Source organism: Pseudonocardia sulfidoxydans NBRC 16205, assembly GCF_007989085.1.
Lineage (GTDB): Bacteria > Actinomycetota > Actinomycetes > Mycobacteriales > Pseudonocardiaceae > Pseudonocardia > Pseudonocardia sulfidoxydans.
Map to the genome: position 1 here is coordinate 1 of NZ_BJVJ01000139.1, position 7,072 is coordinate 7,072.

A 7,072-nucleotide genomic window follows, 5' to 3' on the forward strand; every position below is an offset into this window, starting at 1 on the left:
ATCGGACTCGCCGGCAGCATGTCGGCCACCTCGGCCTTCGCCGAATGAACGGTCCGTGGGACCAACCGGCCAGCTTCGCCCGGGCCGGCGTCCCGGTCTACCCGGAATCCCCAGACAACTGGTGGGCTGCGCGTGGGCCAACGACTGCCGCCCCACCGCGGCGCGCGAGCCCGGTGACCCGGCCCCGATCTGGTTCAGCCAAGGCCGCGACAAGATCACCGTGGTCTGCGAACTCGGCGCCTACTACAAGGTCGAGAGGGAGACCTGGACGGCTGGGCTCCCGCCGCCGAGATCTACACCGAGTACACCAAGCAGGCCTCCTGCGCCGTTTGGGATTGATCGGACACCAGCTGTACGGCCTGGGGACCACATCCGGCACGTCAGATGGGGCGCTGGGTGCGGACGACAGGGGTGTCGAGGGTACTTCGCCGCCTGTGCCTGTCGGTGTGGACGTTGATGGCTTTGCTCGGGGGTCGCCGCGGACATCGGCGAGGCCAAAGCGGCTCATCCGGCGTACCCGAGCAGGCGCGAGCGTGGCGCGAAGCGGTCCAGCACGTCGGCCAGCTGCGCGTCGGCGCCCTGTCCGCGCACGAAGGTCCCGGCCCAGAGCGCGCGCCGCATCAGCAGGCCACGGTCCTGGCTGAGCAGGGACGGCCAGAAGGCTCGCGGACGGGACCTTGACGCCCGGTCGACAGATCTTGACGCAATCCTGACGCCGCGAGACGCCGGTCACCACCAGGGGTGACGAGCGCCGGTGCACGGGTTACCGACGGCGGTCAGCGGCCCCGTCAGCACGGCGTTCGGATCACGTGGGCGGCGTCAAGAACTCATTTGCGTATGCCCCTGCCCCGGCAGGATTGGGACCGGTCGCACGTGTCTGAAGCGCCGCGGTCGAACCGTGACGGTTCCTTGACATTGCCGCCCTGTTTCACTTTGAGTTTCGCGGCAGGCGGGTCGACGAGCCGGTCGTTGTGCCCGTCACGCTCGCGTCCGCGGCCGACGGGATGATGAGCCAGGACGAGCTGTGCCACGGGATCGGGCGTGCGCCCGATTCTGTCATTCGGTCCGCACCTGGACGTGCTGGATGGCGAGGAACTCCTCGATTCCGGCCTCGCCGTTCTCGGTGCCCACCCCGCTCTGCTTCCAGCCCTGCATGGGTGCGTCCGGGCGAAAGCCGCCACCACCGTTGATCGTGACCGTTCCCGCCTCGAGCCGGTCGGCTACGGCCAGCGCCTCGTCTTCGTCGCCGAACACCGCAGCGGCCAGCCCCAGCTCGGAGTCGTTCGCGATCTGGATTGCGTCATCGACGCTGGAGTACGGCAATACGACGGCGACCGGGCCGAAGATCTCCTCGCGGGAAATCTTCGCGGCGTTCGACACGCCGCCGATGAGCGTCGGGGAGACGAAGTACCCGCGCCTGTCGGCGGGCCGCCCGCCGCCCGCCAGCACAGTTCCCCCGCCGGCGAGAGCCTCGTCGACGAAGCCGAGAACCCGGGCGCGGTGCGCCGCGGAGATGACCGGCCCGACCATGACCCGTTCGTCGGTCGGGTCTCCGACCCGAACCCGGGCGTAGAGCTCGTGACTGATCTCGACGAACTCGGGCAGCCGGCGGTGCGGGACCAGGATGCGAGTGGGTGACTGGCAGCCCTGCCCGGCGTTACGCAGGTAGCGCAGGTGCACCGCCTCGGCGGCCGCAACGAGGTCGGCGCCCGGCAGCAGGAGAGCCGGCGACTTGCCCCCCAGCTCCAGCACGACCCTCTTCAGCGTCCCCGCGGCCTGGCGCATGACCTGCCTGCCGACCTCGACCGAGCCGGTGAAGCTCACCGCGCGGACCGCCGGATGCTCGGTCAGCCGCCGGGCCACCGCGACGTCGCCGGCGAGTACGTTGAGTACGCCCGGCGGGGCCCCCGCCTCAAGCGCGAGCTCGCCCAACCGTAGCGTCGTGAGGGGCGTGAGTGGGCTCGGCATCAGGACCGCGGTGCAGCCGGCGGCGAGCGCCGCGCCGATCTTGCTGGCGGCGAGCAGCACAGGGTAGTTGTAGGCGGTCACGGCCGCGACCACCCCGACCGGCCGGCGCCGCACGAAGCTGCGGCTCGGCACCGGCCCGCTGTCGGGCCGCAGCTCCTCGTCCCGGTCGCAGGCCGCCAGCGTCGCGAAATGGCGAAGCGCGGCAATGGGGACTCCGAGCTGCATGGGCCTGGCGGTCGAGACGGGGGTCCCCACCTCGGCGACGATGAGCTGGACCAGGTCCTCCGCATGGATCTCGAGGAGGTCGGCGAGGCGGGCGAGAACCGCGCTGCGGTGCTCGGGATCCTTCCACACGCCGGCGTCGAACGCCTGCGCCGCTGCGGCGACGGCGGCGTCGCACTGGTCGAGATCCGCGCCGGCCACGCGGGCGAGGACGTCTTCGGTCGCGGGGTTGAGCACGTCCCACGCAGCGCCGAGGCCGGTCATAGGTTTGCCGGCGATCATCAGGTCCGTGGTTGCGGTCATCGGCCGGGTGCCTTGATCGGGTCAGTGGTCAGCGCGTCGCGCAGCTCGGCCGCGGCCTGCGGGGCGCCCAGCAGGCCCTCGGCGCCCTTCATCGGCTCGGGCGGACTGAGCTCGGTCTGGATGGCGCAGAAGATCGGTCCGGGGGTCCCGAAGACGTCGTGGGCCGCCGCCTCCAGTCCGGAGAGGTCGTGTATCTCATGGCAGCGCTGCTGTCCGCTCGCCGCCGCGACTGCGGCGAAGCCGAGACCTGCGGGTCGCAGGACCGGCACCCGTCCCACCATTTCGTAATGGCCGTTGTCGAGCACCAGGTGGACCAGGTTGGCGGGGGCGTGGGCGGCCACCGTCACGAGGGTGCCGAGGTTCATCAGCAGGCTCCCGTCTCCATCGATGACGATGACTCGGCACCCCGGGCGGGCGAGCGCAAGGCCGAGCCCGATCGTCGAGGCGTATCCCATCGCGCCGCCGACGAAGAAGTCGAGCCGACTCGAGGACAGCTCCTGCCACTCGTTGCAGGCGCCCATCGTGTAGACGACGACGTCGGTCGGGTTGCGGTGCACGGCGATCCAACCCAGGACCGCGGACCGGGAAACGGGCATGCGGTCACGTCCCCGGGTGGTAGTGGTCGGCGCTGGCCACCAGCACGGCGGCGGGCCGCTGGTTGGCCGCGGCGGCCGCGCACATCGCGCCGACGGGTGTCATGTCGTCGGTGTCGAGCAGTCGGTGCTCGACACCGAATGCGTCGAGGAACGACTCGGTGTAGTCACGAGCGCCGTCGATGAACCGGCCCCCGGCGGTGTCGCGCCGGCTTGCGAAGTGCAGGTAGCCGACGAGCATGAGTATCGGTATCCCGACGTTCACGGCCCACTTGAGCACGTTCCCCGAGTCGAACATGCCCTGGTTCTCGATCAGCAATGCCGGTCGTCGGCCGCCGAGGTGCAGGCCGGCGCACAGCGCGAACGCCTCGCCCTCGCGGCAGACCTGGAGGATCTCGATCTCGGTTCGGTCGACGAGCACCTGATGGAGGAAGTGGGTCTCGCTGTCGGGCAGCCACACCAGGTGTGTGATGCCCGCCCGGACCAGCTCGTCGTAGACCGCGGTCCCACGTGCGGTGTGCGTGGCGACGGTCATGAGGGGACCGCCGTTTGCAGGTCGACCTTGCGGACCTTCCCGACCGCGGTTCTCGGAAGCTCGCGCATGACGTGGACCGCGGTCGGTCGCTTGATCCGCGACAGATGCGCCTCGCAGAGCGAAAGCAGCTCCTCGACGGTGACGACCCCGGGCCCTGCGGTCTGGACAAACGCGACCGGGACCTCGCCCCACCGGTCGTCGGGGACGCCGACCACTGCGGCCTCAACTACAGCCGGGTGCAACTCCAGCACCCGCTCGATCTCGCGGGGGTAGACGTTCACTCCGCCGCTGATCAGCATCTCCTTGGACCGACCGACGATGTAGAGATAGCCGGCCTCGTCGAGCCGGGCGAGGTCGCCGGTGCACAGCCAGCCATCCCGCATGACTTCGGCAGTGAGCTCGGGAGCGTTCCAGTAACCCGACATGATCTTGTCGGCGCGCACCCAAATCTCGCCGGGCTGCCCGACTGGGACAGGTTCGCCGGCGTCGTTGCGCAGCTCCAGCATCACTCCCGGCACCGGTCGCCCGCAGGAATCAAGGCGGCCTGGTACGCCGTCGGTGTGGTCCTCGGGCAGAAGCGCGGTCAGGTTGGTCGTCGCCTCGGTCAGCCCGTACCCCTGGTACATGCCGACCCCCAGCCGCGTCATCGCGCGGGCGGCGAGGCCGGCCGCGGACGGGGCCGCCCCGTAGACGATCAACCGCAGTGAACTCAGGTCGGCCACGTCGAGCTCAGGAGCGTCGAGGATGCGTTGCAGTTGGGTCGGGACCAGGACTGTGCTGGTGACCCGGTGCTCGCGCACGGCGTCCAGGAAGCCGGGCACGTCGAAGCTCGGCAGCACCACATGGGTCTGCCCGTCGGTCAACATCGACACGACCCGGGTTCCGGCGGCCGCGTGGTAGAGCGGGGTCGTGGTCATGAAGACGTCGGTCGGCCGTTGTCGCTGGACCAGGCACAGCGTGAGCCCGTTGGAGGTGAGGGCGCGCTGGGACAGACAGACGCCTTTAGGGCGTCCGGTCGTTCCGCTGGTGTAGAGGATCAGCGCTGTGTCGCTCTCGTCCACCTTGTCCGTGTGAGCGCGTTCCAGCGGAGGACCGCTCACCGCCCGAACATACTCGTCGTCGTCGACCGTGAGGAGCGGGAACTCGCTTCCGGCCGCGGCCCGCAGGTCGCCGACATGACGGTCGTCGGCCACCCCGAGGGCAGGCGCCGAGTCCGCAACGATGAAGCGAATCTCGTCCCCCACGAGCTTGGTGCTGATCGGCACGACGGCCGCACCGACCGCCGCCGCGGCCGTGACCAGGTCGAAGTACACCAGCCCGTTGTCGGCGAGCAGCGCGATCCGGTCGCCGCGCCGAATGCCCCGGCTGCGCAGGAACTCGGCCAGGGCGAGTGCCCGCCGGTGCAGCTCGAAATAGCTCACGGCCGGGCCGCCGACGACGGCGACCGCCGCGTGGTCGGGATATAGCCACGCGCTACGCGCAAGAGTGTCGAGAATTCGCATGTCCGTCCTACACCTCGATGTCGAGGACGAGGGACTGGAACGACTTGCCGTGCGGGTCAACCCGTAGCGACATCGAGACCCCGCCGGCCAGCGCGTCCTGCATGACGAAGTTCAGCCCGTGCAGGGTGGGCATCTCATACCGGACGATCTCGCCCTTGACCAGGGGACGGAACGCCGCCTCGACGGCCTCGACGGTCAGCTCCTCCACGATCCGGCGGTAGTCGGCCGGGTCGTAGACGAAGACACAGACGTTGCTGACCTCGCCCTTGTCCCCGGACCTGCTGTAGGCAATGTCCCGCAGTTTCATGCCGTCACCACCTCGGTCTCGAGCCGCACCGTGTCCCGGTCCAGGTACGCCGGGGTCACACCGATCGCGGGACGCATGGACTTGGTGACCCCTCCACCGCCGGCGACCGCGAAGTAAAGGAACTCAACGTGCTCGGCCACCGCGGTAGCGGTGTCGCAATCGGCGCAGCGCACCGCTAGACGGAGCCTGACCTCGGCCGGATAGCCCCGCTGCAGCCGCCCCTCGAACAGCGCGTCCACACCCAGGAGATCCACCCGCAGCTCGTCGATGCCTTCGGCGAACGGCGCGAAGCGCTCGCGCATGACGTCAGCGGCCAGTCGCGCGCGTTCGACGCATCCGGGTCCCCCGTACGAGACCTCGCCGACCACGTCGAAGCCGAGGTCGAGCCCCACCAGCACCTTGAGCCGCTCGGGAGCCGCCTGGCCGCCCGCACCGGTGACCTCGACCCGGTCGGGGCCGATCTCACGGACCTGCAGCGCGGAGAAGTCCGCGGTCACGTCCGGGGTGAGGTAAGCGGCCGGGTCGTTGACCTCATACCCGAGTTGTGTCTTCACCGTCGCCTCAGTGACCCCGCCCCCGGTGCCGTCGAGCTTGCCGACGATCACTCTCCTGTCGGAGGTGACCTGGGCGAAGGGCGCCGCGAGATCATGCAGCGCCGGAAGGACCCGCAGCGGAGGATCGGCGAAGTTGGCTCCGGTGACGTGGATGCCGCATTCGAGCAGATGACCGGCCACCGTCGCCACCCCGACCGAGGCCCAGTCGTCGAGATCCCACCCCAGCTCGTGGCAGATGGGTCCGACGAAGAGCGACGGATCGGCGATCCGGCCGCCGAGGACGAACCGGGCGCCTTCACCGAGCAGTTCGACGACCGGCTCGGCGCCGATGTAGGCGTGTGCCGAGACGATCCGGTCCCTTACCTGGCCTGCTGTCACGCCGCGCTCGGGCAGCGCGACGTCGAGGTCGAGGACCTGCTTGAGCACGTCGTCGCCGCGGATGACCCCGACCCTCAACCCGTCCAGGCCCGCCTTCCGCGCCCCGGCGACGACGTCGGCCGCCGCCGCGTCCGGGTTGGCCGCCCCGAAGTTGCCCACAATGGTGCGATTGGATCCGAGGAACCCGGCGAAGTCCTCCATGATGCGCGCGAGTCGGAGGTCCTGGCCCGTGCTGGGGTCGGCGAGTTTGCGGATCTGGGCGAGCGCGAGGGTGCGCTCGGCCAGGCAGTCGAAGGCGAGATAGTCGACCAGACCGCTGTCGGCGAGCGCCTTCGCCGGTTCCAACCAGTCGCTGGCGTATGCGGAACCGCAGCCGATCTTCACAATGTCGTTCACGCTCTCACTCCTACCGCTGAACGGACCGGGGTCATCATCGGAGGCCAGTCAGTTCTGTGCGGCCGACCGCTGGACCTCGGTGAACGGGAAGCGCTGGTCCTTGCGCTCCGGGAAGGTGACCCCCTCGCGAGCCCCATAGATCACCCGAGGGGCATAGAGGAAGTCGAAGGCGTTGGCCTGGCAGACGGTGTTGTTGATCGAGTCGTAGCCCGCTTGGCGGGCTGCGGGGTCGGACTGCGCGAGCGCGCCAGCCAGCTGCCGGCCGAAATCCGGATACTCCGCGTAGGGGAACTGCTCGGCAGTCTTGTCCTTAG

7 protein-coding genes are annotated in these 7,072 nt (G+C 69.7%); all 7 read right to left on the reverse strand.

The genetic code is table 11. The features are described from left to right. Positions 1 to 1,056: 1,056 nt before the first annotated feature. Positions 1,057 to 2,493, reverse strand: coding sequence for an aldehyde dehydrogenase family protein (locus tag PSU4_RS30225; protein ID WP_147116004.1), 1,437 nt, complete (start codon positions 2,491 to 2,493; stop codon positions 1,057 to 1,059). Further along, positions 2,490 to 3,089, reverse strand: a complete 600-nt coding sequence (locus tag PSU4_RS30230; RefSeq protein ID WP_147116006.1) for a thiamine pyrophosphate-dependent enzyme — start codon at positions 3,087 to 3,089, stop codon at positions 2,490 to 2,492. The genes PSU4_RS30225 and PSU4_RS30230 overlap by 4 nt, the downstream gene beginning before the upstream one ends. Positions 3,090 to 3,093: 4 nt before the next feature. Continuing rightward, positions 3,094 to 3,621: a thiamine pyrophosphate-binding protein gene (locus PSU4_RS30235; RefSeq protein ID WP_147116008.1), complete on the reverse strand. Its 528-nt coding sequence runs from the start codon at positions 3,619 to 3,621 to the stop codon at positions 3,094 to 3,096. Beyond that, complete coding sequence (locus PSU4_RS30240; protein WP_147116010.1) at positions 3,618 to 5,183, reverse strand: class I adenylate-forming enzyme family protein; 1,566 nt, start codon at positions 5,181 to 5,183, stop codon at positions 3,618 to 3,620. Before PSU4_RS30240 ends, PSU4_RS30235 begins: the two co-directional genes overlap by 4 nt. Further along, on the reverse strand, positions 5,131 to 5,430 hold the full coding sequence (locus PSU4_RS30245) for an AtuA-related protein (RefSeq protein WP_147116012.1): 300 nt from the start codon (positions 5,428 to 5,430) through the stop codon (positions 5,131 to 5,133). Before PSU4_RS30245 ends, PSU4_RS30240 begins: the two co-directional genes overlap by 53 nt. Beyond that, positions 5,427 to 6,758, reverse strand: a complete 1,332-nt coding sequence (locus PSU4_RS30250; protein WP_222596454.1) for an acyclic terpene utilization AtuA family protein — start codon at positions 6,756 to 6,758, stop codon at positions 5,427 to 5,429. The genes PSU4_RS30245 and PSU4_RS30250 overlap by 4 nt, the downstream gene beginning before the upstream one ends. 48 nt (positions 6,759 to 6,806) lie before the next feature. After that, positions 6,807 to 7,072, reverse strand: a 266-nt coding sequence (locus tag PSU4_RS31660; protein WP_186817269.1) for a hypothetical protein, incomplete at its 5' end; no start/stop codon positions are given.

Excerpts from the sequence above, each read along its gene's own strand:
- PSU4_RS30225 (WP_147116004.1), bottom strand. The coding sequence starts at position 2,493 with ATGACCGCAACCACGGACCTGATGATCGCCGGCAAACCTATGACCGGC.
- PSU4_RS30230 (WP_147116006.1), bottom strand. The coding sequence starts at position 3,089 with ATGCCCGTTTCCCGGTCCGCGGTCCTGGGTTGGATCGCCGTGCACCGC.
- PSU4_RS30235 (WP_147116008.1), bottom strand. The coding sequence starts at position 3,621 with ATGACCGTCGCCACGCACACCGCACGTGGGACCGCGGTCTACGACGAG.
- PSU4_RS30245 (WP_147116012.1), bottom strand. The coding sequence starts at position 5,430 with ATGAAACTGCGGGACATTGCCTACAGCAGGTCCGGGGACAAGGGCGAG.